General features: G+C 62.0%; 22 protein-coding genes, 1 other RNA gene and 1 pseudogene. 18 read left to right on the top strand and 6 right to left on the bottom strand.

Annotated elements, in window-relative coordinates; genetic code table 11:
• Nucleotides 1-61: 61 nt before the first annotated feature.
• Nucleotides 62-772: pseudogene (locus PPN31114_RS06850) on the bottom strand (aspartyl/asparaginyl beta-hydroxylase domain-containing protein); the annotation flags it as partial.
• 329 nt (nucleotides 773-1,101) lie between these two features.
• On the opposite strand from PPN31114_RS06850, the gene PPN31114_RS06845 reads away from it, so the two are divergent.
• The 5 genes from PPN31114_RS06845 to PPN31114_RS06825 all read left to right on the top strand — a co-directional run bounded on the left by PPN31114_RS06845 (nucleotide 1,102) and on the right by PPN31114_RS06825 (nucleotide 7,880).
• A complete protein-coding gene (locus PPN31114_RS06845) occupies nucleotides 1,102-3,036 on the top strand; it encodes an extracellular solute-binding protein (RefSeq protein WP_150678663.1) in 1,935 nt (644 codons plus the stop codon).
• Nucleotides 3,037-3,068: 32 nt separating this feature from the next.
• Nucleotides 3,069-4,124, top strand: coding sequence for a microcin C ABC transporter permease YejB (locus PPN31114_RS06840; RefSeq protein ID WP_150678662.1), 1,056 nt, complete (start codon nucleotides 3,069-3,071; stop codon nucleotides 4,122-4,124).
• 37 nt (nucleotides 4,125-4,161) lie between these two features.
• A complete protein-coding gene (locus tag PPN31114_RS06835; RefSeq protein ID WP_150679199.1) occupies nucleotides 4,162-5,247 on the top strand; it encodes an ABC transporter permease in 1,086 nt (361 codons plus the stop codon).
• Nucleotides 5,244-6,839 carry an ABC transporter ATP-binding protein gene (locus tag PPN31114_RS06830; RefSeq protein WP_150678661.1) on the top strand — a complete coding sequence of 532 codons (1,596 nt, stop codon included), beginning with the start codon at nucleotides 5,244-5,246 and terminating at the stop codon, nucleotides 6,837-6,839. Before PPN31114_RS06835 ends, PPN31114_RS06830 begins: the two co-directional genes overlap by 4 nt.
• Before the next feature lie 309 nt (nucleotides 6,840-7,148).
• Entirely contained in the window at nucleotides 7,149-7,880 is a 732-nt protein-coding gene (locus PPN31114_RS06825) for a C40 family peptidase (RefSeq protein WP_246182421.1), read from the top strand.
• A gap of 158 nt (nucleotides 7,881-8,038) precedes the next feature.
• Here the strand turns inward: PPN31114_RS06825 and PPN31114_RS06820 are convergent, their stop codons facing one another.
• Nucleotides 8,039-9,079 carry a patatin-like phospholipase family protein gene (locus PPN31114_RS06820; protein WP_370865838.1) on the bottom strand — a complete coding sequence of 347 codons (1,041 nt, stop codon included), beginning with the start codon at nucleotides 9,077-9,079 and terminating at the stop codon, nucleotides 8,039-8,041.
• Between the two features lie 409 nt (nucleotides 9,080-9,488).
• Between PPN31114_RS06820 and PPN31114_RS06815 the strand changes: the two genes are divergently transcribed.
• Entirely contained in the window at nucleotides 9,489-10,544 is a 1,056-nt protein-coding gene (locus PPN31114_RS06815) for a Fe(3+) ABC transporter substrate-binding protein (protein WP_150678660.1), read from the top strand.
• A 134-nt stretch (nucleotides 10,545-10,678) separates the two neighbouring features.
• On the opposite strand, the gene PPN31114_RS06810 is transcribed toward PPN31114_RS06815, so the two are convergent.
• From PPN31114_RS06810 to trxA, 3 genes are all read right to left on the bottom strand, one after another.
• On the bottom strand, nucleotides 10,679-11,713 hold the full coding sequence (locus PPN31114_RS06810; RefSeq protein ID WP_150678659.1) for a tetratricopeptide repeat protein: 1,035 nt from the start codon (nucleotides 11,711-11,713) through the stop codon (nucleotides 10,679-10,681).
• Nucleotides 11,714-11,864: 151 nt separating this feature from the next.
• A complete protein-coding gene (gene rho, locus PPN31114_RS06805) occupies nucleotides 11,865-13,127 on the bottom strand; it encodes a transcription termination factor Rho (RefSeq protein ID WP_150678658.1) in 1,263 nt (420 codons plus the stop codon).
• Nucleotides 13,128-13,320: 193 nt separating this feature from the next.
• Complete coding sequence (trxA, locus tag PPN31114_RS06800) at nucleotides 13,321-13,647, bottom strand: thioredoxin TrxA (RefSeq protein ID WP_150678657.1); 327 nt, start codon at nucleotides 13,645-13,647, stop codon at nucleotides 13,321-13,323.
• Nucleotides 13,648-13,953: 306 nt separating this feature from the next.
• Between trxA and ffs the strand changes: the two genes are divergently transcribed.
• The 12 genes from ffs (at nucleotide 13,954) to PPN31114_RS06740 (ending at nucleotide 26,294) form a co-directional block, all read left to right on the top strand.
• An RNA gene (gene ffs / locus PPN31114_RS06795) (signal recognition particle sRNA small type) lies at nucleotides 13,954-14,052 on the top strand.
• Between the two features lie 333 nt (nucleotides 14,053-14,385).
• Nucleotides 14,386-16,308, top strand: a complete 1,923-nt coding sequence (gene dnaX / locus PPN31114_RS06790; protein WP_150678656.1) for a DNA polymerase III subunit gamma/tau — start codon at nucleotides 14,386-14,388, stop codon at nucleotides 16,306-16,308.
• Nucleotides 16,309-16,404: 96 nt separating this feature from the next.
• Nucleotides 16,405-16,731 carry a YbaB/EbfC family nucleoid-associated protein gene (locus tag PPN31114_RS06785; protein ID WP_150678655.1) on the top strand — a complete coding sequence of 109 codons (327 nt, stop codon included), beginning with the start codon at nucleotides 16,405-16,407 and terminating at the stop codon, nucleotides 16,729-16,731.
• A 47-nt stretch (nucleotides 16,732-16,778) separates the two neighbouring features.
• Entirely contained in the window at nucleotides 16,779-17,375 is a 597-nt protein-coding gene (gene recR, locus PPN31114_RS06780) for a recombination mediator RecR (RefSeq protein ID WP_150678654.1), read from the top strand.
• Nucleotides 17,376-17,624: 249 nt separating this feature from the next.
• A complete protein-coding gene (locus PPN31114_RS06775) occupies nucleotides 17,625-18,986 on the top strand; it encodes a sigma-54 dependent transcriptional regulator (protein ID WP_150678653.1) in 1,362 nt (453 codons plus the stop codon).
• 865 nt (nucleotides 18,987-19,851) lie between these two features.
• Nucleotides 19,852-20,472: a hypothetical protein gene (locus PPN31114_RS06770; protein ID WP_150678652.1), complete on the top strand. Its 621-nt coding sequence runs from the start codon at nucleotides 19,852-19,854 to the stop codon at nucleotides 20,470-20,472.
• A gap of 5 nt (nucleotides 20,473-20,477) precedes the next feature.
• Complete coding sequence (locus tag PPN31114_RS06765) at nucleotides 20,478-20,978, top strand: hypothetical protein (protein ID WP_150678651.1); 501 nt, start codon at nucleotides 20,478-20,480, stop codon at nucleotides 20,976-20,978.
• Entirely contained in the window at nucleotides 20,975-21,625 is a 651-nt protein-coding gene (locus PPN31114_RS06760; RefSeq protein WP_150678650.1) for a hypothetical protein, read from the top strand. The genes PPN31114_RS06765 and PPN31114_RS06760 overlap by 4 nt, the downstream gene beginning before the upstream one ends.
• 30 nt (nucleotides 21,626-21,655) lie before the next feature.
• Nucleotides 21,656-23,035, top strand: a complete 1,380-nt coding sequence (locus tag PPN31114_RS06755; RefSeq protein WP_150678649.1) for a cell wall anchor protein — start codon at nucleotides 21,656-21,658, stop codon at nucleotides 23,033-23,035.
• 52 nt (nucleotides 23,036-23,087) lie between these two features.
• Complete coding sequence (locus PPN31114_RS06750) at nucleotides 23,088-23,798, top strand: C39 family peptidase (RefSeq protein ID WP_246182420.1); 711 nt, start codon at nucleotides 23,088-23,090, stop codon at nucleotides 23,796-23,798.
• Nucleotides 23,799-23,810: 12 nt separating this feature from the next.
• Nucleotides 23,811-24,578 carry a peptidase C39 gene (locus PPN31114_RS06745; protein WP_150678648.1) on the top strand — a complete coding sequence of 256 codons (768 nt, stop codon included), beginning with the start codon at nucleotides 23,811-23,813 and terminating at the stop codon, nucleotides 24,576-24,578.
• Between the two features lie 384 nt (nucleotides 24,579-24,962).
• A complete protein-coding gene (locus tag PPN31114_RS06740; RefSeq protein ID WP_150678647.1) occupies nucleotides 24,963-26,294 on the top strand; it encodes a hypothetical protein in 1,332 nt (443 codons plus the stop codon).
• An 86-nt stretch (nucleotides 26,295-26,380) separates the two neighbouring features.
• Here the strand turns inward: PPN31114_RS06740 and PPN31114_RS06735 are convergent, their stop codons facing one another.
• Nucleotides 26,381-26,776 carry a hypothetical protein gene (locus PPN31114_RS06735; RefSeq protein ID WP_150678646.1) on the bottom strand — a complete coding sequence of 132 codons (396 nt, stop codon included), beginning with the start codon at nucleotides 26,774-26,776 and terminating at the stop codon, nucleotides 26,381-26,383.
• Between the last annotated feature and the right edge of the window lie 91 nt (nucleotides 26,777-26,867).

The following is a 26,867-nucleotide window of genomic DNA, read 5'->3' as shown; positions in this document are numbered from 1 at the left end:
CCGTTGCAGGCGGGGCTTCCGGTGGTGCGCTGCTACCGCCATCCACCGCCGCACCATCCGCGTAGTAATCGCGCTCCCACTTCTCGTGATTCGTCTTGGCTTGCTGCAACTCGGGCGTGAGCGGGGCAAAGGCGAGCAGCAGGCGGTTGAGCCACGACACCGGCACTTTGCACGGGCGCTCGAAATCCACGAACAGCACCACACGCGTCTCGTCGGTGTCGTTGTGCACTTCATGCGGATAAGCGTCGTCGAAGATCACCGCACGATTCGCCTGCCACACGTAGCGCTGCCCGTTCACTTCGATCCAGCATTGCTCGCGCTCACGCGGCACCTTGAGGGCAAGATGCAGACGCAACACGCCGTTATAGGGGCCGCTGTGCAAAGGAATTTGTTTGCCCGGCGAGAGGATCGAGAAGAAGGCCGTGCGCAGGCCGGGGATGCCATCAAGTGCCGCCGCCGTAGCCGGGCACCGCGCGAGATTGCGCTCGGCACGCATGCCATAGCCGAGAAACACGAAGGTCTGCCACTGATGGTCTTGCGTGATGGTGGCGACGTCGGGCGAGATTTCGTGGAAGGCAGGCAGACGACCCGGGGTGGCTAGCACCGCTTCGAGTTCTTTGGCGATCGCAGGTGCCTGCGCTTCGAGTGCGCCAACCCACGGGAACAGGGCGTTGTCGAAGATCGGCCGGTCACCGACCAGTGAGCCTCGGGCAATGCGCCGTTGCGCGGCTTCAACACACTGGAAAAAAAACTTGGCAAGCCAGCGGGGCAGGGTACGGTTGGGGTTCTGCACAGGCGATCGTGTAGCACTCAACGGCGGCCTCCAGGGCGGAAACGGGGGAACCTCTCCGGCGCATATGTGTCTCGGATAGCGGCATACTTACCGGGCTTTTGGGTACAATTGTCGCGCGGTCCGGCCCTATCGCCAAGCCTCGCGGGGAAATCCCTGCGACAGACGCGTTACGGGAGGTTACGGCACAAAGGCGCTGGTGTGCATGCCACACGGCCACGATGTCGATGGATCGAAGGGGAGGGGCCAGGTGCGTCAGGCCCCAGACAAGTGGGTGCAAGCAATGCCGCATCGACGATGACAGGAGACGCATGAACGCGCGAACAACTCAGCATCCACGCACGGCCGACGATGTATTGCCTCGGCGGCCCGTGTCTCTCAAAGCGTTTTTTGCTGCGGTTGTGATCGCGTTATCCACGGCTTTCGGTCTGAACCCCGTCGCCCATGCCAAGTACGCCATCGCGCAATACGGCGAGCCCAAATACCCGCAGGGCTTCACCCACTTCGATTACGTCAATCCCGATGCCCCGCGCGGCGGCACGCTCACGCTGGCCAACCCCGACCGGCGCACCAGCTTCGATAAATTCAATCCGTTCACGCTGCGCGGTTCAGCCCCGGCCGGTGTCGCCAGCCTCATGTTCGAGACGCTGGGCATCGGCAGCGGCGACGAACCGGCAACCGTCTACGGACTGCTCGCCGACGATATCGCCGTCGCACCCGACGGCATGTCGGTCACGTTCCATCTGAACCCGGCGGCGCGCTTTAGCAACGGCGACCCCGTCACGGCGCAGGACGTCAAATACTCTTTCGACACGCTCATTAGCCCGCAGGCAGCCCCCGGCTTCAAGGTGATGCTCTCCGACGTGAAGGGCGTGACGGTGCTCGACAAAAGCCGCGTGCGCTTCGACTTTCGCCGGATGAGCCCCGACTTGCCGCTGCTGGTGGCGGGCGTGCCGGTGTTCTCGCCGAAGTGGGGCATGGGGCCGGATGGCAAGCGCAAGCCGTTCGACGCGCTGACCTTCGACACACCGATTGGCAGCGGGCCGTATCTGATCGAGTCCTACGACGGCGGGCGGCGCATCACCTTCAAGCGCGATCCGCACTACTGGGGCGATAACCTGCCGGTGCGGCGCGGCACCTTCAACTTCGAGCGCATCGTCTACAAGCTCTACACCGACGACATCGTGCGTCTGGAGGGCTTCAAAGCGGGCGAGTTCGATGCCATCACCGAGTACCGCGCCCGCAGTTGGGTGCGCAGCTACGTCGGCAAGCGGTTCAAGAGCGGTGAACTGGTCAAGCGTGAGTTCGGCCATCACAACGCGGCGGGCATGCAGGGGTTCATCCTCAACACGCGCCGCCCGATGTTTCAGGATGTGCGTGTGCGTCGTGCACTCGATCTGGCGCTCGACTTCGAATGGTTGAATCGCCAGTTGTTCTACGACCAGTACCAACGCATTTACAGCTACTTCACGAATAGCGATCTCGCGGCGCGCGGCATGCCGTCACCGGCTGAATTGAAGCTGCTCGAACCGTTGCGCGCAAAGCTCGATCCGGCAGTATTCGGGCCGATGGTCGTGCAACCGACCACCACGCCGCCTGCAAGCCTGCGTGAGAACCTGCGTCAGGCGCGTGAGTTGCTGGCGCAAGCCGGATGGACGTACCGCGACGGCGCGTTGCGCAATGCCAAGGGTGAGCCGTTCGTTTTCGAGTTCATCGACGACGGCAGTTCGATGGGGCCCGTCGCGTCGGCTTATGCGCGCAATTTGGCCAAGCTCGGCATCACCATGACCTTCCGCACGAGCGACTTCGCGCTCTATCAGAAGCGCATCGAGACATTCGATTTCGACATGATTTCGCTGCGCTTTCCCGACTCGCAGATTCCGGGCACGGAGTTGATCGACCGCTTCGGCAGTCAGTCCGCAAATGTCGACGGCTCGGATAACGTGATCGGCCTGAAAGACCCGGCCGTCGACGCGCTGGTGGCGGCCCTCGTGCGTGCGCATACGTACGAAGACTTGGAGGCGTCGGCGCGCGCGCTCGATCGCGTGCTCTCGCACGGCTACTACATCGTTCCGCACTGGTTCTCGTCGACGCATCGCATAGCGTACAAGCAGTACCTGCGCTTCCCCGACACATTGCCGCTGTACTACACCGCCGATGGCTGGCTCATCGCGATGTGGTGGGATTCACGCGTTGGCGCGCAGAACGCCGCCACCGATTCGCGCGCGCCCGCTGGGCGCAACTGAACGCCGGGTACTTACAGGAGCTGTCTCCCACTATGTGGTCCTACATCCTCAAGCGCCTGCTCATCATGATCCCGACGCTGCTCGGCGTGATCACGCTGACCTTCGTCGTGATTCAGTTCGTGCCCGGTGGTCCTGTCGAACAGGTGTTGCTGGAGATCAAGCATCGCGGCGGCGGCGGTGAGGCGAGCGGCGGCGGCAGCGGTAACAACTACCGTGGACGCAACGGCGTCGATGCCCAGCAACTCGCGCAGATCAAGGCGCTCTATGGCTTCGACAAGACGCCGATGGAGCGCTACTGGCTCATGCTCAAGCGCTTTGCGCAGTTCGATCTCGGCCAGAGCTATTTCCACCATCAAAGCGTGTGGTCGCTGATCGTCTCGAAGCTGCCGGTGTCGATCTCGCTCGGGCTGTGGACTTTCTTTCTCACGTATCTGATATCGGTGCCGTTGGGCATTGCCAAGGCGGTGCGCAACGGCTCGCGCTTCGACACGCTGACGAGTCTGGTCGTGCTGGTGGGCTACGCCATCCCGGGCTTCGTGCTGGGCGTGTTGTTGCTCGTGCTGTTCGGCGGCGGCACGTTCTGGCAGGTATTCCCGTTGCGCGAACTCGTCTCCGATAACTGGAGCGAGCTGTCGTGGCCCGCGAAGATCACCGACTATCTGTGGCACATCACCCTGCCGGTGACGGCATCGGTCGTGGGCAGTTTTGCGGTGGTGACCATGCTCACCAAGAACGCGTTTCTCGACGAAATCCGCAAACAGTACGTGCTGACCGCGCGCGCGAAAGGGCTCTCCGAGCGCAAGGTGCTGTTCAAGCACGTGTTCCGCAATGCCCTCATTCCACTCATTACCGGCTTTCCGGCGGCGTTTATCGGCGCGTTCTTCGCGGGCAGTCTGCTGATCGAGACGCTGTTCTCGCTCGACGGGCTTGGGCGGCTGTCGTTCGAGTCGGTGCAACGCCGCGACTATCCGGTGGTGCTGGGCTCGCTCTATCTGTTCACGCTGATCGGACTCGTGACCAAACTCATCTCCGACCTGTGCTACGTGCTGGTCGACCCGCGCATTCAATTCGACCGACTGGAGCATTGACGTGAACCGATCCGACACGCCATCGCCGCGTCCGTCGCTGCCGCCAGCGGCGGCACCTGCATATGCTTCGCGTAATGCCCGCTCGCCGCGCTGGCGTGTCTGGCGGCGCTTTCGCAGCGAACGGCTCGGCTACTGGAGCCTCGTCGCGTTCGTCGTGCTGTTCGGCATCAGCCTGTTTGCCGAAGTGCTTTGCAACGACAAGCCGTGGGTCGTGCGCTATGAAGGGCAGTGGTATTTCCCACTGGTGAAGACGTATCCCGAACTGACCTTCGGCGGCGACTTCCCCACGCCGACCGATTATCTCGATCCGTTCATCGAAAAGCGCATTCGCTCGGGCGACAATTTCGCGATCTATCCGCCGGTGCGTTACAGCTACGACACCATCAATTACTTCGCGAAGGTGCCTAACCCGGCGCCACCGTCGTCCGAGAACTGGCTCGGCACCGACGATCGCGGGCGCGATGTGTTTGCGCGCCTGCTTTACGGCTTCCGGTTGTCGGTGGTTTTTGCGCTGGCGCTCACCATCTCGGGCACGTTGCTCGGCATTCTGGCCGGGGCGGTGCAAGGCTTTTACGGCGGGCGTATCGATCTGACGCTGCAACGGCTCATCGAAATATGGGGCTCGTTGCCTGAGCTCTATCTGCTGATCATCTTTGCCTCGATCTTCGAGCCGCAGTTGTGGCTGCTGTTCGTGCTGCTGTCGTTGTTCGGCTGGATTGGCTTGTCGGATTACGTACGGGCCGAATTTCTGCGCAATCGCCAACTCGATTACGTGCGCGCGGCGCGGGCGATGGGGCTGTCGAACTGGCAGATCATTCGGCGGCACGTGCTGCCCAATAGCATGACCCCCGTGATTACGTTTTTGCCGTTCCGCATGAGTGGGGCGATTCTCGCGCTGACCAGTCTCGACTTTCTCGGGCTGGGTGTGCCGCCGCCGACACCAAGCCTCGGTGAGCTGTTGAGTCAGGGCAAGGCGAATCTCGATGCGTGGTGGATTTCGCTCGCGACGTTCGTCGTGCTCGTGCTGACGTTGCTGTTGCTCACGTTCATGGGCGATGCGTTGCGTAATGCGCTCGATACGCGTGTAGCCGACAAGCAGGCCGCTGCCGGGGGGGTAATGTGAGCGCGCCGTTGCTGAGTATCGAACACTTGTCGGTGCGCTTTGGCGATACCGAAGTGGTGAAGGATCTGAGCCTGGCCATCGGGCGCGGCGAGCGTGTGGCGCTGGTGGGCGAGTCGGGTTCCGGCAAGAGCGTGACGGCGCTGGCGATTCTGCGGCTGTTGCAAGACGCGCAGATGGAAGGAAAGATTCTGCTCGACGGCGTGGATCTCGCGTCGCTGCGCGAGCGCGAGATGCGTGCGCTGCGCGGTAACGACGTCGCGATGATCTTCCAAGAGCCGATGACGGCGCTCAATCCGCTGTATCCGATCGGCGAGCAGATTGCCGAGGCGCTTGAGTTGCACGAAGGGTTGTCGCCGAAGGATGCCAAGGCACGCGCCATCGAACTGCTGCGCCGCACGGGCATTCCGGAGCCAGAGCGCCGCGTGTCGCACTTTCCCCATGAATTGTCAGGCGGCCAGCGCCAGCGCGCGATGATCGCGATGGCGCTGGCGTGTCATCCGAAGCTGCTGCTCGCCGACGAGCCGACGACGGCGCTCGACGTCACCATTCGCGCGCAGATCATGGAGTTGCTGCTGGAGTTGCAGCGCGACGCCGCCGAGAAGCGCGGCATGGCGGTGCTGCTCATTACGCACGACCTGAATCTAGTGCGCCGGTTTGCCGAGCGCGTGGCGGTGATGGAGAAGGGCGTGCTCGTGGAGTGCGCCGACACGGAGACGTTGTTCTCTCAGCCGCAGCATCCGTACACGCAAAAACTCATTAACAGCCGCCCGCAGCGCGAAATTCATCCGGTGCTGCCGATTGCGCCGGTGCTGCTCGAAGCGAAGGGCGTGACGGTCGATTATTCGGTGGCGCAACCGGGCATGCGCGGCTGGTTTAAGCGCGGGCATTTCCGGGCCGTGCATCCGGTGGATCTATCGCTGCGGCAGGGCGAGACGCTGGGCGTGGTGGGGGAGTCGGGTTCGGGGAAATCGACGCTGGCCATGGCGCTGCTTGGGTTGCAGCGGGCCAGCGCCGGGCAGATCGAGTTTCTCGGGGAGCCGTTGGCCAGCTATCGCGGCACGGCGCAACGCACGTTGCGCTCGCATATGCAGATCGTGTTTCAAGACCCGTACGGGTCGCTGTCGCCGCGCATGACCATCGAGGAGATCGTCGGCGAAGGGCTGGCGCTGCATCGGCCGCAGCAGTCGGAAGCGGATCGCCGTGCGCGGGTCGCCGACGTGCTGCGCGAGGTGGGCATCGACGCGCGTGCGATGTCGCGTTATCCGCATGAGTTCTCGGGCGGTCAACGGCAACGTATTGCGATTGCGCGGGCGCTGGTGGTCGATCCGCAGATTCTTGTGCTCGATGAGCCGACCAGTGCACTCGACGTGTCGATTCAGCAGCAGGTGCTCCATCTGCTCGCCCAACTTCAGGTGAAGTACAACCTGAGCTACCTCTTTATCAGTCACGATTTGGCGGTCATGCGGGCCATGGCGCACCGGGTGCTGGTGTTCAAAGACGGGCATCTGGTGGAGCAGGGCGATACGGAATCAGTATTTTTTGATCCGCAAAACGATTACACCCGGGAACTGGTCGCCGCTGCCATGTTGTAGTGAGCCGATCTGGCGTGACACGGCGGCGAAACATCGGCTAACGCCGCGAAACGTCGGCTAAATCGCAAGGGCTTGATTGTTAATGAAAATTTTTTCATTGAACTGATTGTTTTTTTCTATTACCTTTTGACATCGTGTGACGTTCACATTACTATCGCGTACCAATTAAGTTGAATATTCAACGAGTTAACGTAAGCGGAAGCGGCAAGCGGATGCGAGGGTTACTCCGAGGTATGCGACTCAGCACCAACGAAGTTGCACTTGAAAGAGCGACACATCGGCCATCCGACACCCTCAACCCGGCGACCAATGCAGACGAAACCTAAGCGCACCCGCAAGACACTCCTTCTCGCGTTCACTGCCGCTGGGCTCGTCACCGCCTCGTTGACGGCAAAGGCTGACGACTACAACAACGGTCCTTCCGCCGCCGCTCGCGCCGCTGCTGCCGCCATTCAGGCCGCTTCGCAAAATTCCCAGTCTTCCCAATCGGCTTCGACGAGCAATGCTGCGTCGATGCAGGCCATTTCCGGCAGCGATGTGCCGATGGCCGCCGTGGAAGAGTCGCGTGTGCAGCGCGCCCAAAAGCTGCTCTCGAATGTGACGGATAAGGCGTCGGACGTCGTACTCGGCGCGCTGAACTACATCGGCGTTCGCTATAAGTACGGTGGCAACACGCCGGACAGCGGCCTCGATTGCAGCGGTTTCGTGCGCTATGTGTTCCAAGACACGCTCAATTTCATGCTGCCGCGCCGCTCGGAAGAAATGAGCCAAGTCGGTGAGCGCATTGCCAAGACCGATCTGAAGCCGGGCGATCTGGTGTTCTTCAACACCATGCGCCGCAGCTTCTCGCACGTCGGTATCTATATTGGCGGCGACAAGTTCGTGCATGCCCCGGCCACCGGCGGCAAGATTCGTGTGGAAACGCTGAGCGAATCGTACTGGTCGGCCCGCTACAACGGCGCGCGTCGCGTCGAGACCCTCAAGGCCAGCGCCGATCTGTCGCGCGTCGAGCAAATCTTCAAGAACGATCACCCGATGTAAGTTGCCGATGCCTGTCTGCATGACAGGCGCCGCAGTAAAAAGAAATGCCGCCTTCGAGGGCGGCATTTTTTATTTCCGGTGCGGACGGAGGGTGCGGAGGGTGCGGAGGGTGCGGATGGCGCGGGCGGGTTGAGGCCCGCCCGCCTGCGCCGTGGCGATCAGCGTGCGGCCTGCTGCGTGCCGTTGGCGGCTTGCGCCTGCGCTTCTGCGATCTTGCGTTGGATCTGCGGCCACATCTGCGACACGGCTTCCTCGCCCGCCAGAATGGCGCGGTTGCGCCCCTGGAAGTCCGATGCGCCCATCTTGGCGAGCGACGGGCGAATGACCACGTCCGCGTTCTTCTCCAGTTCGTACTGCTTGATCGACTGGCCCATGATCGTGAACGTCTGCATCAGGATGTCGAACTGGCCTTGCGTGGCTTGCACGGTCGGATTGGCCGAGATGTCCACGGCGATCACGAAGTCGGCGCCCATCTGGCGGGCGTACTCGGCGGGCACCGGGGCGACGAGGCCGCCGTCGACGTAATCGCGGTTGCCGATATGCACAGGCTCGAACACGCCCGGCACGCTGCTGGAAGCACGCACGGCTTGGCCGGTATTGCCACGGCGGAACAGAATCGGCGCACCGCTTTGCAGGTCGGTCGCCACGATGCCGAGCTGGCGTGGCATCTGTTCGATCGGGCGGTCTTTGAGAATCTTATTGACGTACGACTGAAGGGCTTCGCCACGCAGCATGCCGCGCGAGCGGAACGGCATCGTCCAGTCGCTGATGGATGCCTCGTCCATGGTCGACGCTAGACGGTTGAGCTGGAACCCATTCAGGCCCGAGGCGTACATCGCCCCCACGACACTGCCTGCGCTCGTGCCCACGACGATATCGGCATGAATGCCGCGCGCTTCCAATGCCTTGATCACGCCCACGTGTGCGAAGCCACGTGCAGCACCGCCACCGAGCGCGAGACCGATCTTCAGCGGGCGCACGACCTTGGGCGGCGCGACCGGCGCGGTGGGTGTTGTCGGCGTTGTCGGCGTCTGGGCGAGCGGCGGCGTGGTCGGCGTGGCCGGGGCATTGCCACCATTACCACCGTTGGCACTGATATCGACAGAGGGGGCGCTGGCGCAACCGGCCAACACGGCGGCCACGGTCAATGCCGCAAGCGTGGGGCGCACACGGCGCAGGGTGTGAAACAACGGCAACAAGGGGAGAACTCCAACAGGGCAGGACAAGCACGTTCGGCAGCAGATGCGCCGACGCGCAATTTTACGGCGATTGGAGCCCCGCGAGTACCGTTCGGTTCACTTTTGGTGGGGAAGCTCGACGGGCGTTGACTTTCTGATGGTGTCGTTGCGCAGCGAGGGAACCTTCGCCAGCAGTGACCGTCTTATCTGGCGCAACACGTCACATCCCCCGCCTGTTTCATCTCTCCCGCGCTGTCAGTCCGCATGACTTCACTCCGGAATTGGTGAACATCGAAACCAATGCGAATGAGAATCATTTGCTTTGAAATCGATATTTCATTATCCTGTTCCTTTGTGCAAAACCGCGTCCATCGGTTTTGATCGATTCCCATCTCATTCCACGCTCACTATTTCTCCGGGGGAACTGCCCATGAAGGCGACGACGATCGGCAAACTGACGCGACTGACGGTGCTCGGCGCCGCGATGACCGCGGCATTCGGCGCATACGCCGATACCGACAAAGTGCTGAATCTGTACTCGGCACGTCACTATCAGACCGACGAACAGCTTTACGGCACGTTCACTAAGCAAACCGGCATCAAAATCAATCGCATCGAAGCCGACGACGCAGCGCTGCTCGAGCGTCTGAAAGGCGAGGGCGCGAAGAGCCCGGCCGACGTCATTCTGATGGTCGATGCCGCGCGTCTTGCCAAGGCCGACGAGGCTGGCCTCTTCCAGCCGGTGAAGTCCGCCACGCTCGACGCACGCATTCCCGCCAAACTGCACGCGTCCAGCTCGGACAAGGGCACCGATTGGTACGGCTTCTCGACCCGCGCACGCGTGATCGTCTACAACAAGGACAAGGTCGACCCGAAGACCGTGGCGTCGTACGAATCGCTGGCCGATCCGAAGCACAAGGGGCAGGTGTGCACGCGCTCGGGTTCGCACCCCTACATGCTGTCGCTGGTCGGCGCGCTGATCGCGCGTGACGGTGCGGCGGCCACGACGAAGTGGGCGGAAGGCATGGTGGCGAACTTCGCCCGTGCACCGCGCGGCGGCGATACCGATCAGATCAAGGCAGTCGCGACCGGCGAATGCGGTGTGGCACTGGCTAACTCCTATTACTACGTGCGCATGGCACGCTCGGATAAGCCGGAAGATAAGGCGCTGATGTCGAAGGTCGGCTTCTTGTGGCCGGATCAGGCCGGGAAGGGCACGCACGTGAACGTCGCCGGGGCAGGCGTGGCCAAGCACGCGCCGAACCGCGACAACGCCGTGAAATTCCTGGAATACCTTGCCAGCGACGAAGCGCAGCAATATTTCGCCAACGGCAATAACGAGTGGCCGGCCGTGCCGACGACGAAGGTCGACAACCCGGCGCTCGCGTCGCTGGGCGACTTCAAGGCCGAAACCGTGCCCATCGGCACCATTGCGAAGAACCTGCCGGAAGCGCAGCGCATTCTCGATCGCGCGGGCTATAAGTAAAGCGATGCCGCGGCGCGTTTGATGCGCCGCGCAGTCGGAAAGGACAAAGGGCGCCGGAGATTTCCGGCGCCCTTTGTTTATGGCGTATCGGTGTGAGCTGTTACCGCGTTAGCGGGTTACCGGGCTACCGGCGCTCAGTCGACTTCTTCTTCGTCGTCGCCCGGCTGATACATGTGATAGTCGCCGGTCGCGTACACGCCCTTGTACGGCGTCGGCGACTCGTCTTCATGATCGACCGGGTGCGTCTCGACGATACGCAGCGAATCGCGCACTTGCGGCGGCTCGCACTCGGCGATCAGACGCAAGGCTTCCTCTTCGTCGTCGGCCACCACGTCGTACGTGGTGACGAATTCCGGTGCGGGGCCATCCGGATCTTCGTCTTCGAGCGGCTCGTACCACTGGCCTTCCACGATCAGATGCATGGCCTTGGCCGTGTCCGACTGGGCTTCGCGTGCTGCGCGCAGCGACCACAGGACGAGCTCGCTCCACTTGTAAAGCTGGACGGCGTCCTGCGCGGTGGACAGTGCCTTGGCGTCGTCGCCCGATTGCTTGTAGGCGAGAGACAGTTCCGCGTAGACATCCGCCATGGACTCGTTGCTGCCTTCCTCTTCGCCTTCGGCGTTGTGCAAGGCGTTGAAGGTGTCGATGGCCGCCTTGGCGTTGCCCTGCGCATTGAACAGATGCATGCGCAGCGCGATCGCCGCTTCGACGAATGCGTGGCCGTTATGCGCCAGATAGGGGCTCTCGAAGACGCGGTCGAGGCGCTGATGGGCCGCCTCGCGGTCGCCGTGACGCGAGAGGGCGTTGGCGTGGTTGAAGTCGATGATGACGATGTCTTCGTCGGGGGCGGTGTTGCCAGCGGCTTCGTACGCTTCGAAGGCGGCGGGGAAGCGGTCGAGGTCGGCGCGGTAATTGCCGAGCAGTTGCCACAGGCGCCAAACGCTAGGCGTGCCGGCTTCCGCTTGCGCAACGCCGGATTCGAGCACCTTCACCGCTTGTTCCATCTCCTCCATCTCGGCATAGGCGGCGGCCTGAATCTCATAGCCGCTCAGTTGCTTCATCGATTCGAGACGTTTGCCGATTTCCAGTGCAGACTCGGGGTCCCCGGCCTCAAGATGGTTAGCCGCTTCGGCTATCAGTTCGTGCGACAGATCGTCTTGGTCAGACATGGCAGATTCTCCGTGGGGGCGAGGGGGATTGCGCCCCATCATATAACAGGCTCCGTGACAGCCCGAAGCGTGTCGGGGCGGTCGCGGAATGTCGGGCAAAAAAAAGCCGCGACCGGTGTCGCGGCTTCTTTACTTGATGCGCGGGAGGCGATTAACCGCCGCGGCGCATCAGGTCGAAGAACTCGGCGTTGTTCTTCGTCTGCTTGATCTTGCCAAGCAGGAATTCCATTGCTTCGGCCTCGTCCATGTCGTAGATCAGCTTGCGCAGCACCCAGATCTTTTGCAGGATCTCGGGCTTGATCAGCAGCTCTTCGCGACGCGTGCCGGACTTGTTCAGGTTGATCGACGGGTAGACGCGCTTTTCCGCGAGGCGACGCTCGAGGTGCACTTCCATGTTGCCCGTGCCCTTGAATTCTTCGTAGATCACGTCGTCCATGCGGCTGCCGGTTTCGATCAGCGCCGTGGCGATAATCGTGAGCGAGCCACCTTCTTCGACGTTACGTGCTGCGCCGAAGAAACGCTTCGGACGTTGCAGCGCGTTGGCATCCACACCGCCGGTGAGTACCTTGCCCGATGCCGGGATCACGGTGTTGTAGGCGCGTGCCAGACGCGTGATCGAGTCGAGCAGAATGATCACGTCCTGCTTCATTTCGATCAGGCGCTTAGCCTTCTCGATCACCATTTCGGCGACCTGCACGTGACGCGTGGCCGGTTCGTCGAAGGTCGATGCGATCACTTCGCCGCGCACCGAACGCTGCATTTCGGTCACTTCTTCCGGGCGCTCGTCGATGAGCAGCACGAAAAGCTTGGCTTCCGGGTGGTTGGTGGCAATCGCGTGAGCGATGTGTTGCAGCATCACAGTCTTACCCGACTTCGGCGAAGCGACGAGCAGACCGCGCTGGCCCTTGCCGATCGGGGAAATCATGTCGATGATGCGGCCCGTCACGTTTTCTTCACCGCGAATGTCGCGCTCGAGCAGCAGCGGCTTGTTCGGGTGCAGCGGCGTGAGGTTCTCGAACATGATCTTATGTTTCGAGGCCTCGGGCGGGTGGTCGTTGACTTTGTCGACCTTCACGAGCGCGAAATAGCGTTCGCCGTCCTTCGGTGTGCGCACTTCCCCTTCGATCGTGTCGCCGGTATGCAAGTTGAAGCGGCGGATCTGCGACGGGCTGATATAGATATCGTCCGTGCTGGCCAGATACGACGTTTCAGGCGAGCGAAGGAAACCGAAGCCGTCCGGCAGCACTTCGAGCGTACCGTCGCCATAGATGGTTTCGCCGGTCTTTGCGCGCTTCTTCAGAATGGCGAACATCAGCTCCTGCTTGCGAAGGCGGTTGGCGTTCTCGATTTCGAGACCGTTCGCCATTTCTAGCAGCTCGGAGACGTGCTGGGACTTTAGTTCGGATAAATGCATACGGAGGTGCCGTCCGTTGGACGACAAGTGAAGGATCAGGGAAAAGTGAGCGAACGCTCGAAGAACTTTGGGATGCTTTCTGGCGGATTATATAGCAAGCAGCGCGCGGCGCAAGCGTGGCGCCGTCTGCCTGATGCCGGGGTGTCGCTCTGCGGCGACAAAGGCCCCGGCACCTGCTGCCATCGGCCTGCGATTACAGGTGGCCGTCGAGGAACGCCGTCAGTTGCGACTTCGACAGCGCGCCGACCTTTTGGCCAGCCACTGCGCCGTTCTTGAACAGAATCAGCGTCGGGATACCGCGGATGCCGAACTTGCCCGGCGTCGCTTGGTTGCTATCCACGTCGAGCTTGGCGATCTGCACCTTGTCGCCGTATTCCTTGGCCACTTCTTCCAGGATCGGGGCAATCATCTTGCACGGACCGCACCATTCTGCCCAGAAGTCGAGCAGCACCGGCTTGTCGGAATTGATGACATCCGCTTCGAAGCTGCTGTCGGAAATGTGTTTGATATTTTCGCTCATGAGTGTTTTACGCCTCGTCTAGCTATTCGGAAACGCTTGGCGAAAACGGTGCATTTCCACTTCGTTTTCGCCTGCGCCGGAGATGTCGCTCGGCCTCGTGTCCGGGCGTGCATTCTCCATATGGAGGCTGCAATAGCGTGATTCAATAGGACGCGTCATTGCAGTTTGCGGTCATATTAACGGAAATCGCCAACGCTTGCGCGCACCGCCCCATAAGGCGAATACCCCTTGCCGGACGTGCGCCGCAGGCAAGCGGGCGAGAATACCGCTTCTGTTGGCGCGTCGACTCTGGTAGAATCTTTTCCTGACGGGCCTCCTCGCATGGTGGCGCGGCCAATCTGGTCAGGTCGGGAACGAAGCAGCCACAGCCGTTTTCTACCAGTGCCGAGGGTCAGGCTCGTCACCTACCTCCTTGTTTTATCGATGTTCTCCGCGCGTTCTGCGCATCGCTTTCTCCCTCTCGCTCCCTTGGATTTAAATCGCATTCGCAGCGATGCCTTGTCGTTTTCGCTGGCTCATGGGCTTGCGGCCATGCACGTTCGCTATCGAGGCGATTGTCTTTTCACGCGTCTCGCGTGGGGCGGAAGGGCGCGGTAGAATCGCGCAACATTTTTTTCTATCGCACCGATAGCCTGCGCATTTCAGCGCGCAGGCAAGCGATGTTCCCGGCGCAATCGACGCCCGATCGGACGACGCTCGACGGTGCGGAAGCCCAACGCCGAACTGTTACAATTTGGCATGACCTATCAAGTACTCGCGCGCAAATGGCGCCCCAAAGGCTTCTCGACCCTGGTGGGCCAGGAGCATGTCGTGCGTGCGTTGACGCACGCGCTCGAGCAACAGCGCCTGCATCACGCCTATCTGTTTACCGGCACGCGCGGCGTGGGCAAGACAACGCTCTCGCGCATTCTGGCCAAGGCGCTCAATTGCGAGACGGGGATCACGGCTGAGCCGTGCGGCGTTTGCCGCGCTTGCCGTGCCATCGACGAAGGGCGCTTCGTCGACTACGTGGAAATGGACGCGGCCTCGAATCGTGGTGTCGACGAAATGACATCGCTGCTCGAAAAAGCGGTCTACGCACCGGCCGATGCGCGCTTCAAGGTCTACATGATCGACGAAGTGCACATGCTCACCGGCCACGCGTTCAACGCGATGCTCAAAACGCTGGAAGAGCCGCCTGCCCACGTCAAATTCATTCTCGCGACGACCGATCCGCAGAAGATTCCGGTCACCGTGCTCTCGCGCTGCCTGCAATTCAATTTGAAGCAGATGCCGGCCGGGCACATCGTGTCGCACCTCACAAATATTCTGGGCGAAGAAGGCATCGACAACGAGCCGCAGGCGTTGCGTTTGCTCGCCAAGGCGGCGAGCGGCAGTATGCGTGACGCGCTCTCGCTGACCGATCAGGCCATCGCCTATGCCGCTGGGCCGATCACGGAAGTTGCCGTACGCGGCATGCTTGGCGCCATCGATCAGAGCGTGCTCGTGCGCCTGCTCGACGCGCTGAAAGACGGCTCGCGCACCGATCTGATGGCGGTCGCCGACGAGATGGCCGAGCGCAGTTTTTCGTTCGCCGCCGGTTTGCAGGATCTGGGCAGTCTGCTCCACAAGATCGCGCTCGCGCAGTTCGCGCCGGACGCCGTCTCGGACGACTGGCCCGAAGCGGCCGACGTGCGCCGACTCGCCGAAGCGATTTCCCCGGAAGCCGTCCAACTCTATTACCAGATCGCCACGCGTGCGCGCGGCGAGTTGGGTCTTGCTCCCGACGAATACACCGGTTTCTCGATGGCGTTGCTGCGCATGGCGGCCTTTACGCCGCTGCTCGCTGGTGGCACGTTAGCCGAGCCGCCGACGCCGCAGGCAGCAACTCGCATCGCGGCACCCGCTGCCGCGCCCGCACGCGCTGCGGCTGCACCCTCCGAACCGATGCGTTCAGCCGCGCCCGCAGCACCCGCCGCCCAACCCGAGGCACGCCGTGCCCCGGCCGCGCGCACGAGTGCGCCGACCGACGGGGCAGGCGCGCCGATGTCGCCCGCTCGTGCCGCGTTGGCAGCGCTCAACGCCGGTCGCAAGGGTACGGGCGGACGCACGTCAGGCGGTGCCGGCAGCACGGGTTCAACGGCAGGCCGCAACGCCTCACGCCCGGCAGACGATGCCCCGGCAGGCGCCGACCCGGAGCCCGAGCCTGCGGGAACCGCCCCGGCCTCCGCTTCGACCGATTCGACAGCCACCCCCGCGCCAGCCCCTCGCGCTTGCGTCTATCGTGAAGCCGATGGCAATGCGCCCGTCTTTACCGGCGAGTGGCCGGTATTGGCGGCGGAACTGCCTGCCCGCGGCTTGGCCCGCGAACTGGCGTTCCAAAGCGAACTGACCGAAGTGGCGGGCCGTGCGCTGCATTTGCGCGTGCCGCTGCGTCAGTTGGCGGATTCAGCGACCGCAGACAAACTGCGGCAAGTGCTGAACGAGCATTTCGGCGGAGACGTTCAGGTGCACGTCGAACTGGGGCAGGTGGGAACCACTGCCGCGTCGTTGGCCGCCGAGGCTGCGGCAGCCCGTCAACGGGCGGCCGAGCAGGCGATTGCCGACGATCCGCTGGTGCGAGAACTCATCGACGAATTCGACGCGCAAATCCTGCCGAATAGCATTCGCCCGGTACAATAAGCGGGTTCGTACTCTCGCAGTCGACGCGATTCGCTGTACATCCAATATCTCTCTATTTGCCCCTACGCGCCCGGTGCGCATGACTCAGGAGTCAAGATGCTGAAAGGAAATATCGCGGGCTTGATGAAACAAGCTCAGCAAATGCAAGAAAACATGAAGAAGATGCAGGAGCAACTGGCCCAGATCGAAGTCGAGGGTCAGTCGGGCGCCGGTCTGGTGAAGGTTGTGATGACCTGCAAAAACGACGTGCGTCGCGTGACCATCGACCCGAGCCTGCTCGCGGACGACAAGGACATGCTCGAAGACCTCGTGGCTGCGGCGTTCAACGATGCTGTGCGCAAGGCCGAAGCCACCGCGCAAGAAAAGATGGGCGGCATGACCGCTGGTCTGCCGCTGCCGCCGGGCTTCAAGCTGCCGTTCTGAGCCCCGCCGGTCGACGGTCTTAGGAAATAAAGAAGGAAAGACGACGCATGCGCCAGCTATCGAGCCTGCAAGAACTCGTCGACGCCCTGCGCGCGTTGCCGGGTGTCGGGCCGAAGTCCGCCCAACGCATTGCTTACCATCTGCTGCAACGCGACCGTCAGGGCGCCGTGCGGCTGGGTGAGGCGCTGGTGCAAGCGTCGGAGCAGATTCGCCATTGCGCGCGCTGCAACACCTTTACCGAAGTGGAAATCTGCGAGACGTGCCTCGATCCCGAGCGCGACACGAGCCTGCTCTGCGTGGTGGAAACCCCCGCCGACCAGAACATGCTCGAGCAGACGATGACCTTCAAGGGTCTGTACTTCGTGCTCATGGGCCATCTTTCGCCGCTCGACGGCGTGGGCCCGGGCGAAATCCATTTCGAGCAGTTGATTCGCCGCGCCACCGATGGCGTGGTCAAGGAAGTGGTGCTGGCCACCAACTTCACCAACGAAGGCGAAGCTACGGCCCACTACCTCGGGCAGATGCTCAAGGCCCGCGGACTGCGCGTGAGCCGACTCGCTCGCGGCGTGCCCGTAGGGGGCGAATTGGAGTACGTAGACGCCGGCACCATCGCCCGAGCAGTGCTCGACAGACATACGCTCTGAGCATGACGCGGGCGTGACGCCCGTGGTGTTTGCGCGTAGGTACTGCTCCTCTCATCCAATCGGATTAGCTGTTTCTCGCTATTTCTGGGCATATCCCTACCTCCTAGACTGAACCTGCCGACTCGGGGACCCAGCGAACACGGGGCAGACCATAACTCTCAAGCGGCATGGGGCCGTATACCTGTAGCGTCAAGCCGGCGAATAACCCGGTCACCTCGCGCAGGCACTGCTTAGGCAGGGAGTTAAGGTATGGCTAACGATACCGGGCGCACCCTGATTTACGCTTCCCGAAAGCACAACGACGGCTTGCTGTCGTTTTTGGGGGAGCAGGGCTGGCAGGTTGTGCCGGCCAAGAGCGCCAGCGACGTCAGTCGCATTCTCAATCCCGGGGTTACCAGCGCAGCACTCATCGACCTGGCGAGCGGTTATACCGATCGCGAGATGGGCGCGTTTGAGTCCTGTATGCAGCCGGCAACGGTCGGCTGGGTGGCTGCGACGAATCCGCAACAGTTGACGACCACTTCGGTACGTCGGCTGATCCGCGACTATTGCTTCGACTATGTGAACGTCCCGTGCACGAACGATCAGCTCGCGCATTCGATCGGTCACGCCTGGGGCATGGCCTCGCTCTCCGAGGTGCCCGTCATCTTCACGCCGCAAGTCGGTGGCGATCAGGAAATGGTCGGCACCTGCGAGGCGATGCAACTGCTGTTTCGCACCATCCGCAAAGTGGCCAATACCGACGCGCCCGTGTTCATCTCGGGCGAATCGGGCACTGGCAAGGAACTGAGTGCGGTGGCGATTCACGAGCGCTCTTTGCGTGCCAAGGGGCCGTTCGTCGCGATCAATTGCGGCGCGATTCCGCCGCACCTGATGCAATCCGAACTGTTCGGCTACGAGCGCGGCGCTTTCACGGGGGCTAACGCCCGCAAGATCGGCCGGGTGGAAGCGGCCAACGGCGGCACGTTGTTCCTCGACGAAATCGGCGACCTGCCGATCGAGAGCCAGGCCAGTCTGCTGCGCTTTCTGCAACAAGGCGCGATCGAGCGTCTGGGTGGCCACGATGTCATTCCGGTGAACGTGCGCGTCATTTCGGCCACGCACGTCGATCTCGAGGAAGCCGTGAAAGACGGGCGTTTCCGCGTCGATCTGTATCACCGCCTGTGCGTGCTGCGCGTCGACGAACCGCCGCTGCGTGCGCGCGGGCAAGACATCGAAATTCTGGCGCACCACGTGCTGCAACGATTCAAAGGCGATAACCATCGCAAGATTCGCGGCTTCACGCAGTGCGCGGTGCAGGCGATGTACGAATACCACTGGCCCGGCAATGTCCGGGAGCTCATCAACCGCGTTCGCCGTGCCATCGTGATGGCCGACAGCCGCATGATTTCAGCGAAGGATCTCGACCTGTTGCCGTGGGTGCCGACGCTGGTTCGCACGCTCGAAGAAATTCGTACGGAGGCCGAACGAATTGCCATCGAGCAGGCATTGTTGCGCCACTGTCATCGTCTGACCGACGTGGCGGCGGAGTTGGGAATTTCTCGGATTACCCTGTATCGGCTGATGTGTCGATATGGATTGCGTGGTGACGAATCGGGCGTGCCGGCCTGATATCTTCTGGCGAAGAGAGGGCGACCGTCCTGTGATGAGCAGGGCGGTCGTTTCTTTTTGGGCTCCTGAATATGCCGCGTCGGCAGCACGTTATGCCATCCATCTCGGCACAAAAATGCCGTCGCCATCGCCCTACGAAACGCCTCGATCGTCTGACTTTGGGCCGCATTTTTCCCCGCATTTTCCCGTCGATTTTCCTGCTGATTTCCCGCCAATTTCCCGCGTATTCGCGATTCGCGAATCGTGCCATCGCCAAAAACGTTGCGCCGCCGCAGGCCCGTGGGGCGGGCCTCCCAGCGGGTATTGCCGTACGCATTGCGTTGTCTCGAATCACGAGGGATCGCACGTCGAGATGGCGGCGCGCGCATGGCCGCTGCCATCTCGGTGTCATCACGTTGCCATCACGGTGAGGTCACAGCGTCGTCACGTGGCGGACATGTCGAGAGGGGTACGAAGTTTTGGCGGTGGCGGGTGCTACGGGTAGACCCGCGAAGTCATCAAAGATGAAACATCCGGGGCGCGCGCGGGCTTCGTGTTTCCCGGCGCCGCGTGTGACGCTCCGATGTCGTTTACGCGGAGCGGGCGGATTCTGCCGCAAATCTGTCACGCGAGACCCTTGTGTATAGGGCATTTCCGAAAGACGTCGTTGACCACGCCGACATCCCTCGTGGTTCGGAACGTCTCCCGGCGACGCCACAAGCGTGACAAAAGTGGCCGGAACCCCCCCACGTATCAATGCTGAAACGTTTTCGGACGACGCACCCGCCGCGCGCGCCTCTCGAAAATAAAAGTCCCCATGTTTTCAAGCACTTGAGCGTTGTGGCACGGAAGTCGCTTTATAGACCCGGGCAAGGAGGGCACAGCGATGCGAATTCTCACCACCGAAATGCAATACCGAGTACGACAAGGCGCGAGCGCCGTGGGCGCTGCCATCGTCGTGGCACTCGGTCTGTGCGCTGCACCCGCGCAGGCGCAGGATGCAGTACCCGCACTGCGCGCTCCGCTCATGCAGATTGCGATGCTCACGGGCTCCATGGTGCCGCAGTCGATGACGCTCTCGACGCCCATGATGACGGCAGCCCCGATCAGCGATGCTGACGTGGCCGTGCCCGCTGCACCGATCGCCATGCAAGCGCCGGCCGCCGTCAGCACGAATGACGTCGCCAACGGCTCGGCCTCCGAATCGGCCACCGAACCCGCCGCCGTCGCCAGCAGCGACGACAGCAGCACGAATAGCAGCAACGATGCCGTCCTGAGCAAGGTACCGCTTGCCGCCGCGCGCATCGACGACGAACAACTCGGCAACCAACGCGGCCGCAATTTGCAGGGCGGCACGATGGTCAAGTCACCCGGCATGACGCTCGCCAATGGCGTGACGCTGTGGGACGAACTGCCCGGCGCTGTGACGCCGACGCCGCGTCCGCAGCAACTGTCGAACGGTGTGAACAACGTTCAGGTCACCCGCGTGACCTACACCACCCGGTGAACGACATGATCAACATTTCAGCGATGCAGGCTGCCAGCGGGTTTGCCACGATGCTCTTGGCACTCGCCCCGGCACTGCTTCCTGCCACGGCACGCGCTGAACCGGCGGCCCCTGGCGACATCGTGGTCGAGCGCAACATCGGGCCGGAATACGTGGGCCGTGGGTTGCCGCGAGTGGAAAACCCGATCGCTGTGTCGGTGCCTGCGTTCCCGATGGGGCCGTTCAGCTCCGCGATGGGGGCAGTCAATCAAGTAACGGATGGTGAGTTGACGGGCCGTGGCTCGGTCGGCTTGGTTTCCGGCGCGGTGCAATCCGGTATCAGTCCGGTCATGGGTGTGCTGGTGGGTAACGCTAGCGGCGGCAACGCGCTCAACGCGTCGAGCGTCGGCGGTGCGGTTGGCGGTGGTGCGGGCGTGGTGGGCAGCATCGGCACGCTGGTGCCGTCGGTCATCAGTTCGGCCCTGGCGCCGCTGATGAGCTTGGGTGCAGCAGGAGCCGCCAAATGAGCGCCCATCGCAATCTCCGCCGTCTGAATCGCGTCAGTCTGGCCGTCGCCATGATCTTGGCCGCGGGTTTCGCGACCGGCGCATCGGCCGAAGACGTGTGGATCGTGAACGGCCAGCTCGCGGGTACGACCGCGACCATCGAGGGCGGCGTGGCAGTGGGCGCAACCGGCGCACTGACGGTGAATCAGGCGGCTGGCTTGAATAACGCACAGGCCAACAGCGCAATCATCGTCAATGGCGGTTCGGTGACCGTCGGCGGCTCGAGTACCAATCAGGCTGCAGTCGTCACGAGCACCACAGGCGCTGCGAGCGCATCAATTCAAGGCAACGCATTTTCAGGCACGTCCGGACTGGTGCAGGTGAACCAGGCGAGCGGTGCCGGCAATCTTCAACGCAACGCCACAGTCATTGTGATGGGCGATGCGACTGGAGTGGCGAGCGTATCGGATACGGCACTATCCGCTGCGATCTCCAAGGGTGGCCCGGCTGGGCACGACAACCTCAACGATCAGTTCCGTACGGCGTCCATTTCCGGTGACGCTTTCCGGGGCGCGAGCGGGGTGGTGCAAGTGAACCAGTCGGCTGGGATAGGCAATGTAACCGCAAATGTTTTTGTGCTCCGTCCCCCGGCGGGCACATCTTTTTAACTGGGTAACTCTCTCGTCAAGGAGATGGTCATGAAAACGAAAGCCATTGCAGCAGCGGCACTGCTGGTAGCAACGGGTACCGCCATGGCGTCACCCCATCATGAGCAGTACAGCTTCTCATTCGTCGGCAATGAAACCAACGTGCTGAACCTGGTCGGCATCTTCGGTCTGGTCGGCATTCGCGGCTGCGTCACGGTGGATAACACCGGCAACGCTGTCGTGCAAAGCAGCCAGTCCGTAGACGTCTACAACGTGAACCTGAAGGGGCCGCTGCTCGGCAACTACACGACGGGACACGTGACGTATGGCGTCGACTCGAAGACCACCACGGTGTCTGATACCGGCGGTGCCTACCTCATCGGCGGTGTGACCACGAAGACGTTCAACAACACCGACTCGTGGGTCAATGCATCGGCCAACGGCCACCTGAACACGAACAGCTCGTTCCAGGCTGGCGCTGGTTACATCGCAGGTCAGTCGAGCTCCGGCTCGGGCGGCTTCATCGCTGGCGGCGGGTATCAGTATTCCAACATTGCTGCCGCTGGCGGCATCATCGGTGGCGGCGTTCTTCCGCTGCCGGGTGGCCTCGCACTCTATGGCGGCTACATCGTTGGTAACGCAGGTGCCGGTCAAGGCTCGATCTGGGGCGGCTACGCTTACGGTCAGCAGTCGCAGTCGGCCGCAGGCTTCCTCGCCGGTGGGTTCCTGAATACCCAGAAGAGCTTCGATGCGGCGTTCCACGCCAATGTCGATGAAGGCAGCGCGTCGGTCAACTCGGCGTCGATTGCCGCCGGTGCTCTGTGGGGCTTCTCGAATACCTACACGATGGCAACGACGTGGGAAAAGGGCGCGATCACGTACCACACCAACACGGCTGTGTACCAAACGATGGGTGCCACGCTGGGTAGCGGTGCGTTGGCCGGTGCTAACGGCAACATGGGCGTGAACGTGGCCGCAGGTGCTGACAACGCACAGGCCAACAACGTCGCGATCGCTTCGCTCAATGCTCAGCCGGTGTATGCGTCGGCTCAGGTGTTTGCGAACCAGTCGTCGAAGGGTTCGGCCAGCCTCTCGCAATACTATGTGAACGCCAGCGTGGGTGATGGTGCCCTTGCCGGTGCGAGCGGCAACGTCGGTGTGAACGTGGCATCGGGTATCGGCAACGTGCAGCAAAACGGCCTGGCCGCAGCTGTCTCGCAAGGGGCAAGCGGCTGGTACTCGGGTGGTGCAGCTAACTCGACGGCGCAAACCGACCAAAAGGCCGGTATGGCAGCTTCGGGCAACTTCATCGCGACGGCATCGCTGGGCGCAGGTGCCCTGGCTGGCGCAACCGGCAACATCGGTGTGAACGTGGCATCGGGTATCGGCAACGTCCAGAGCAACAGCCTCGCAATCTCGGCAATCAAGTGAAGTGCATAACCGGTCCGGGGCTTCCCGGACCGGTTTTTTCATGAGGTGTGTCATGAGTGATGCGCGTCGTGCCGTAGTACGGATCGCTACTGTTTGCGCTCTGGCGTGCGCAAGCGTGGCCGGGCACGCGCAGTATGCATCGGTGAACCTGGATTCTTCGACTGGTGTACCGGCGGTCAAGAAGATGCGGTCATTCAAATCGATGCACTACGTGAATCTGGTTCAGCAACAGTACGACTTCAGTTGTGGTTCCGCAGCGCTCGCAACGCTGCTGCAATACGGCTACGGGATCGATATTCCCGAGGCGGAAATGATCAAGCGAATGATGGTCTTCTCCAATCCGGAGACCGTCATCAAGAATGGGTTCTCGATGCTCGATATGAAGAAATTCGTCGAGACACTCGGACTCGAGGGGCGTGGCTTCAAGGTAGACATCAATGCGCTTTACGACCTGAAGATTCCGGTCATCGCGCTCATCGATGTCAACGGTTATCAGCACTTCGTGCTCATCAAGGCGGCGAAAGACGGACGCATCTTCGTGTCCGATCCCGCATTGGGCAACCGAATTATCGAGCAGGCCGATTTTGCCAAGCAGTGGAATGGCTTGGTGTTGGCGGTGATCGGCAAGCCGTTCCTGGAGGATTCTCCGCTACTCAAAGGAAACGAGTCTCAGGCGATCAAGTTGCGCGACAGCGCCTTGTCGACCGGGACGACAGCGACCCCGATGGTGGACTTCGGCATCATCCGGTCGAACCTGTTTTGAGACCAGAACATCATGAACCGTTACGTCCCGATGCTGGCCATTCCGTTCGTTGTGAGTGCCGTGCCGGCATTCGCGTCGGGCGTGGTGCCCGATAGCTGGCAGGCCGTCGGTGACGACGTGCTTGCACAAGCCACCGGCAAATACGCACAGCAGAACATGATCACCGGCTTTCAGCTCGTGATGCAGTCGCAATGGCAAATGCCGACCGGGGCCAGTCTCGCGGCCACCGGCGTGCTCGGTGTGAACCAGAACGCCAACAACACGGGCTATCAAGTCCAGACCGCTGCCTCGACCGGCATCATCCCGGGCGTGGTGAACGCGACCACCCCAATTACCCAGGCCGTCGCCGGCGCCGCCAGCGTACTGGTCAACGGCGTGGCGCAGGTCTCGCAAGTGGCGGGCAATGCCAATAACGCGCTCAACACGGCCACCATCCAGTACGCCCCCGGCGTGTCGCTGACGACATTGGTGCCCACCAGCGCACAAGGTCAGACCAACTCGCAAACCACGGTGGGCAATTTGAGCGCGAGCGTGGCGATCACGTCCGCAGGCATGCAAATTGCATTGAATACGCCCAACGGCAATCTCGGCCAGAGCGTGGCGGGCGGTGCCGGTGGCGCGATGAATCAAATCATGCAGGTCGTACAGGTCGCAGGCAACGCGCAGCAGGTGATGAACACGCTGCAATTGAACTTGCAATCGAATCCGCTGACGTCGAATGCCCTTCGACAGCTCGGCATTCAGAACGCAATGGCGAACATGGTCGTCGTGCGTCACTGAAACCCAGCTCGCGTGGTTGCGGCGGCACAGCAGTACGGCCGCAGTCACGCGAAGCCAGCAGCGCCCGGTGTCGGTTAGTCGGTTAGCGGGCGCAATGACAACGAAAGGGGCAACGCTGCTTTGTACTTGAGTCCGGCAAACGATACGCACACGCGAGGATGTCTGCGGCGGGCGTAACGGATGTTACGGATGTAACGGGTACAGAGGTGCGCAGCGAACAAGAGGGTGACGTCGGCAGGGTCGCGAATCACGGCAAAAACAACCTGCATGCGTCGCTCCGCAGTCGAGCAGCTAGGACAACCGTCGTTCGGTAACACGTGTTTGTTGGATTGCGCGCGGCATGCCGTCGCAAGGCGCTCGCCGCACTTTCACCCGGGGGGGATCATGAAGACTCACCGTTTTTTTCCCGTTGCCGCCATTACTTGGGGTGTACTGCTTTTCACGCTATCGGCCCAGGCTCAGGAGCATACGGACCCATCGCCGGACAATCGTATTCAGATGTTGATGGATATGGTCGACCGGCAGCAGCGGGAAATTTCTTCTCTGAAGCAACGCCTGACCGACATCGAGATGGCGCAACGCGGACGCGGGCTCACGGCCTGGGATACCGCGCAGATCGCGCAAGTCTCGCCCGGTGACGGCTCCGCCGCCGGCTCGGCAGGCACACCGGCAGGCGGCTCGGCAGGGGCGGCAGGCCCCACGAGCGCCACGCCGATCGGCGAAACGCAGCAGATGCAAAAGAGCGAGAGCGACTCGCAACGCACACCGGCGGAAGAGGCCGTCGTGCAAGCGCAGCACGCGCCGCTCTTCGACCACAAGCTCACCATCGATGCCGGTATCAGCTACAGCTACTACGATCGTCGGCAACTGGTGCTGAGCGGCTTTCTTGCGCTCGACGCGATCTTTCTCGGTCAGTTGAATCTCGGCGAAACCAAAGCCAACGTGTGGACGTTCGACGTCAACACGCGCTACGGCATCAGCGACCGGATGAGCGTGGCGTTCGACGTGCCGTATCTGTATCGCAATTCCGACTTTATTGCGGGCGGTGTGGGCGGTGCGGCGTCGTCGATCAGCGACATCAGCAAGAACTCGGCGAACATCGGCGACGTGAATGCGGCGTTGTATTACCAGATCGTCAAAGAGTCGCAGAACTGGCCTGACATCGTCGCGTCGTTGCGGGTGACGGCACCGACCGGCACGTCGCCGTTCGGTATCAAGCTCGGCACGCCCGACCCGACCAACAACAACCTGACCACGCCGTCGCGTCTGCCGACGGGTAACGGTATTTGGGCGTTCACGGCCGGGTTGTCGTTCCTGCGTACCTACGATCCGATCGTGCTGTTTGCGAACGTGGCTTACACGTACAACGTGGCACGCTCGTTCGACGACATCTCGACCATCGAAGGCACGGTGTCGCCGGCGAAGGTCAAGCTGGGCGACATCGTTCAGGTGGGCGCCGGGATGGCATTGGCACTCAACGACAAGACGGCGCTCTCGATCTCGTACTCGACGGCCATTTCGCGCGCGACGAAGACGCAGTCGCCGGGCTCGAGCTGGACGACGGTGGCGGGCAGCAACACCAACGCCGCGTCGCTCAACTTCGGCATCAACTACGCGATCGACAAGCACTGGACGATCAACGGGTACGTCAACGCCGGTATGTCGCCGGATGCCCCGAACTATGTGATCGGTGTGCGGTTCCCGTACACGTTCTGATCGCAAAACAAAAGGCCCGGCCGAAGTTGGCCGGGCCTTGTTTTTGCAGAAAGTGGTCTAACGTCGCCGCGTAGTCGTTTTGTCAGTTAGCGCGGCATGCGCGACGAACTGGCGCTGACGTTCAGACTGGTGGATTGAAGATTACTTTGTGAGCTGGCGACGACGGTACGTGGCATGCCCGACGTCGATGCTTGTGTGGGTTTGGGTGATGGTGCGGGCGGGATCACTTCATCCCACAGACGCACGTTGTTCGCGACCGTCGTGGCAGTGAGCGGGGCGATCGCCGAAGGGGCGGCACCTGGCAGGCTGGTGACAAGTGCGCGTTGCGCGTTGGTCGCGCGAGTGCTGTTGAGCAGCGCATCGCTGACGGCCACCGGCACGGCACTCACGTCGAACGAGTCGGCGTGGACCGGTGCGGTGAAGCACGCAACGGCCACGCAGAACATGGCAGTGCGCGTCGTACTGACGGATATGTATGACATGGCGTGCCCCCCGGCCTCCGCATGCTGTTCTCGCGACATTGGCTGTATTTTATGGCGCGTTTTCAGAAAGGAAAGGGGAAAAAAGTAATAG

Origin of the sequence: Pandoraea pneumonica (assembly GCF_902459645.1) — a bacterium.
GTDB lineage: Bacteria > Pseudomonadota > Gammaproteobacteria > Burkholderiales > Burkholderiaceae > Pandoraea > Pandoraea pneumonica.
Note: the sequence above shows the minus strand (reverse complement) of the source record. Positions and strands in the feature narration are given on the sequence as shown.

What these genes read in the sequence shown, in the direction of transcription:
- trxA (WP_150678657.1), bottom strand. Translation starts at nt 13,647, where the DNA reads ATGAGCGAAAATATCAAACACATTTCCGACAGCAGCTTCGAAGCGGAT.
- recR (WP_150678654.1), top strand. Translation starts at nt 16,779, where the DNA reads ATGCGCCAGCTATCGAGCCTGCAAGAACTCGTCGACGCCCTGCGCGCG.
- PPN31114_RS06845 (WP_150678663.1), top strand. Translation starts at nt 1,102, where the DNA reads ATGAACGCGCGAACAACTCAGCATCCACGCACGGCCGACGATGTATTG.
- rho (WP_150678658.1), bottom strand. Translation starts at nt 13,127, where the DNA reads ATGCATTTATCCGAACTAAAGTCCCAGCACGTCTCCGAGCTGCTAGAA.
- PPN31114_RS06745 (WP_150678648.1), top strand. Translation starts at nt 23,811, where the DNA reads ATGAACCGTTACGTCCCGATGCTGGCCATTCCGTTCGTTGTGAGTGCC.
- PPN31114_RS06840 (WP_150678662.1), top strand. Translation starts at nt 3,069, where the DNA reads ATGTGGTCCTACATCCTCAAGCGCCTGCTCATCATGATCCCGACGCTG.
- PPN31114_RS06765 (WP_150678651.1), top strand. Translation starts at nt 20,478, where the DNA reads ATGATCAACATTTCAGCGATGCAGGCTGCCAGCGGGTTTGCCACGATG.
- PPN31114_RS06815 (WP_150678660.1), top strand. Translation starts at nt 9,489, where the DNA reads ATGAAGGCGACGACGATCGGCAAACTGACGCGACTGACGGTGCTCGGC.
- PPN31114_RS06810 (WP_150678659.1), bottom strand. Translation starts at nt 11,713, where the DNA reads ATGTCTGACCAAGACGATCTGTCGCACGAACTGATAGCCGAAGCGGCT.
- PPN31114_RS06785 (WP_150678655.1), top strand. Translation starts at nt 16,405, where the DNA reads ATGCTGAAAGGAAATATCGCGGGCTTGATGAAACAAGCTCAGCAAATG.
- PPN31114_RS06750 (WP_246182420.1), top strand. Translation starts at nt 23,088, where the DNA reads ATGAGTGATGCGCGTCGTGCCGTAGTACGGATCGCTACTGTTTGCGCT.
- dnaX (WP_150678656.1), top strand. Translation starts at nt 14,386, where the DNA reads ATGACCTATCAAGTACTCGCGCGCAAATGGCGCCCCAAAGGCTTCTCG.
- PPN31114_RS06775 (WP_150678653.1), top strand. Translation starts at nt 17,625, where the DNA reads ATGGCTAACGATACCGGGCGCACCCTGATTTACGCTTCCCGAAAGCAC.
- PPN31114_RS06755 (WP_150678649.1), top strand. Translation starts at nt 21,656, where the DNA reads ATGAAAACGAAAGCCATTGCAGCAGCGGCACTGCTGGTAGCAACGGGT.
- PPN31114_RS06735 (WP_150678646.1), bottom strand. Translation starts at nt 26,776, where the DNA reads ATGTCATACATATCCGTCAGTACGACGCGCACTGCCATGTTCTGCGTG.
- PPN31114_RS06740 (WP_150678647.1), top strand. Translation starts at nt 24,963, where the DNA reads ATGAAGACTCACCGTTTTTTTCCCGTTGCCGCCATTACTTGGGGTGTA.
- PPN31114_RS06760 (WP_150678650.1), top strand. Translation starts at nt 20,975, where the DNA reads ATGAGCGCCCATCGCAATCTCCGCCGTCTGAATCGCGTCAGTCTGGCC.
- PPN31114_RS06825 (WP_246182421.1), top strand. Translation starts at nt 7,149, where the DNA reads ATGCAGACGAAACCTAAGCGCACCCGCAAGACACTCCTTCTCGCGTTC.
- PPN31114_RS06770 (WP_150678652.1), top strand. Translation starts at nt 19,852, where the DNA reads ATGCGAATTCTCACCACCGAAATGCAATACCGAGTACGACAAGGCGCG.